The 3,342-nt window shown below is 24.8% G+C and carries 3 protein-coding genes and 1 pseudogene; 2 read left to right on the top strand and 2 right to left on the bottom strand.

Features of this window, described 5'->3' with window-relative positions; translation table 11 throughout:
* Positions 1–41: 41 nt before the first annotated feature.
* A complete protein-coding gene (locus tag AJ885_RS02710) occupies positions 42–917 on the top strand; it encodes a glycosyltransferase family 2 protein (RefSeq protein ID WP_070280696.1) in 876 nt (291 codons plus the stop codon).
* On the opposite strand, the gene AJ885_RS02705 is transcribed toward AJ885_RS02710, so the two are convergent.
* The gene (locus AJ885_RS02705; protein WP_044780794.1) at positions 904–1,965 is read right to left on the bottom strand and encodes a glycosyltransferase family 4 protein; all 1,062 of its coding nucleotides are present in this window, start codon (positions 1,963–1,965) and stop codon (positions 904–906) included. The genes AJ885_RS02710 and AJ885_RS02705 overlap by 14 nt on opposite strands.
* A pseudogene (locus tag AJ885_RS02700) lies at positions 1,958–2,725 on the bottom strand (glycosyltransferase family 2 protein); the annotation flags it as partial. The pseudogene AJ885_RS02700 and the gene AJ885_RS02705, both read right to left, overlap by 8 nt.
* Before the next feature lie 99 nt (positions 2,726–2,824).
* On the opposite strand from AJ885_RS02700, the gene AJ885_RS02695 reads away from it, so the two are divergent.
* A partial coding sequence (locus AJ885_RS02695; RefSeq protein WP_148123895.1) for a glycosyltransferase family 2 protein occupies positions 2,825–3,342 on the top strand: 518 nt, incomplete at its 3' end.

Genomic DNA, 3,342 nt, shown 5'->3' with positions numbered 1-3,342 from the left:
ATTTTATTTGCGCCATCCTAAAAAACTTTTTAAGAAAAATAATGTCTAAAATTTCAATAATTGTACCCACCTATAATGTAGAAAAATATATAGCAAGAGCTTTGGAAAGTTGCATAAATCAAACCTTTAAAGATATAGAAATAATCGTTGTGGATGATTGTGGAAATGACAAAAGTATAGAAATAGCTAAAGAATATGCCAAAAAAGATACAAGAATAAAAATAATCCATAATAAAACAAACCTAGGCACCTTTGCAGCCAGAAATAATGGTGTTAAACATTCAAATAGTGAGTATTTGATGTTTTTAGATCCTGATGATTATTTAGAGCTTAATGCTTGCGAAAAATTAATCCTCTTAATAAATACTTATAAAATATGCCAATTTTCTTTTACTTATATTAGCAATGGAATTAAATTAAAATCAATATTTAAAGATACACTTAAAAATTTAGAAGAATTTAAAGGAATTTATTGGAATATTTGTACTCTGTTTGTAAAAAAGGATTTTTACTTGGATTCACTAAAAGAGCTTTTTGCAATAGATAAAAAACTCCTTGTAGCTGAAGATATGCTTGCGTTTTTTTTCTTGATAAACAATTTAAATGATGATGGATACTTGCAAGTTGATTTGTATTTGTATAATTATGTAGATAATTCTTTTTCGATCACTAAGCGACGAAAAAATAAAGAGAAAATTCAGGATTGTTTAGATGATTATTTATATATTTTAAAATATATAAAAGAAAATAAAATTCTTAAAGAAAATTTAAAGTCATATGTCTTGATTTATTTACAAATTGATATTTTAAAATTTTTATTTAATAATAAAGAAATAAATTATTTTAAATATAAATTTTTAAAAAAATTGTATAAAGTTAAATTAATTTTTGCCAAATTGTTTTTTAAAGTGAAATAATTTCATTCCATTTTTGTATAATGGCCTCTTGGCTAAAATCTTTTTGCACTTTTTCTTTGGCATTTATGCCAAATTTTTCCCTTAGACTTTCATCTTGCATTAATATTTTAAGCTTATTTGCAAATTCTTGTAAATTTCCATCTTCTATTAAAAACCCACTTTTTTTATTATCTATAATATCGCTTGGGCCGGTATTGATATCAAAAGCAATGCTTGGAATTGCATAGTTTGCACTTTCAGCTAAAACCATTCCAAAACCTTCAAAATAACTAGCCATTACATAAATACTTGCTTTTAAGTATTCTTCTTCTATATTTTTATTAAAAGGTAACAAAACAATAGAATGTTCTAATTTTTTAGCTTGTATTTTATGAAGTATTTCTTCTTTTAAAAGCCCATCTCCTACGATATGAAGCTTCCATTCTTTAAAATTTCCATCTTTTTGCACTATTTCCCAAATATCAATGAGCCTTAAAAAACCCTTTTCTTTAGTAAATCTTCCCGCGCTAAGTACGACTTTTTGTGATAAATTACTTGTTTTTGAAGATATAAAAGAGAGAAAATTTGGAATTACTTGTATATTTTTATGCCATTTTTGCCACTTCTCAATTTCTTTAGCTGAAAGTATGATGAGTGTATCAAAATAGTCAAAAATCTTTTTTTTCTTTTTTGGAGCTTTGATATGCCAAATTCTAAAATATTTAAGTTTTTTATTTTTAAAAAAAGGTAAAAAATATCCATCATTAGCTAAAAGAATGCCATTTTTTACATTTTTAAATTTTAAAATGATTAAAAGTGATAAAAAATAACGATAAAAAGTTTTTAAAAAGATTTTTTTAATTTTATTTGCATGATAAAAATTTTGATTACTAAGATAAGAAATTTTTATATTTTTATAAAGCTCATAAGCAGGTTGTTCAAAGCTTTTATAAAAGCTAAAAATTTCAACTTCATATTTTTTAGAAAAAGCATTGGCAAGATTAACGCAAACTCTTTCTCCGCCGCCGCTTTCAGTGATATCTTTTAAAAAAATATTAATTTTTTTCATGATTTAGCTCGTAAAGTTTCATATAGCGAAAAAAAGCTCCATTTGCGTTTAAAAGGGCTATAACAAAACCTTTATAGCCATATTTTACACCACCGCGAAAAAAATAATCTTTTATAAAAGTCAGCCAAAAGCGTGAAATTGCCCCAAAAATACTTGCTTTTTTACCTTGTTTGAGTTTTTCTTTTGCGGAAAAGCTAGTGTAAAGATTCATTTTATAAATCATACTTTCTATTCCATTACAAGCATAATGCCTTAATCCATTTTTAAGATGAATTTTTTTAGCATTGCTTGGTAAAATAAGACTTTCATGCACTAAATTATCATTAAAACGAGTGAAATTTTTGTTAAAAATTCTTAAAACATAATCAGGCGACCAACCACAAGCCTTTATCCATTCGCCTTTATAGAGATTTTTGCGACTAAGTGCGATGATATCTTCTTTTTTAAATTCTAAGCTTTTAAGTTCGTTGATACATTCATTTTCAAGCACTTCATCAGCATCAATGCTTAAAATCCAATCATTTTTTGCATAGCTTAAAGCAAGATTTTTTAAGGCTCCAAAGCCTATAAAAGCACTGTGATAAATGTGTAAATTAGTAAAATCTTTTTTAAATTCATTAGCTATTTTTAGGGTATTATCGCTACTTTCATTGTTAAGTAAAATAATTTCATCAAAACTTTTTAAAGAATTTAAACACTCAAGCAAGGTTTGCTCTGCATTTTTTACGATGATAATAACGCTTATTTGCTTTAGATTCACTATTGATTTCCCAATATATTTTAAAAAATTATAACTTTATATTTTTAAATTTTAAATTAATTTATGTATAATTTAGTTTTTATCATGTTAAGGAATGAAATGTTTTATAGATCAGTTTCTATCATAATCCCAATCTATAATGTGGAAAAATACCTAGATGAGTGTTTAAAAAGCGTCATAAATCAAACCTATAAAAATTTAGATATTATTTTAGTCGATGATGGAAGCACTGATAATAGCTTAAATATCGCTAAAGAATATACTAAAAAAGATGAAAGAATTTTTCTTATTATAAAAGAAAATGGTGGTTTAAGTTCAGCTAGAAATGCGGGTTTAGAATTTATCAAAGATACAAAATTAAGAGAATTTTTTGAAAATGAAGATAATATTGTAAGCTACAAAAGCACAAATGCTTTTAAAAACAATACTAAAGAACTTGCAAAAGAAGAAATAAATAAAAACTTTACAAAACTTAGTAAAAATATAATCCAAACAAAGCTTAAAAATATTAATGATTTTATAATTCAAGATTTACCTAATAATATTATTCACTTTTTAGATTCTGATGATTATTTAGAGCTTGATTGCATTGAAAAATGCGTAAATGAGATGAGTAA

Origin of the sequence: Campylobacter sp. BCW_6464, assembly GCF_001762775.1 — a bacterium.
GTDB classification, from domain to species: Bacteria; Campylobacterota; Campylobacteria; order Campylobacterales; family Campylobacteraceae; genus Campylobacter_D; species Campylobacter_D jejuni.
This window is presented reverse-complemented; position numbering and strand designations above follow the sequence as displayed.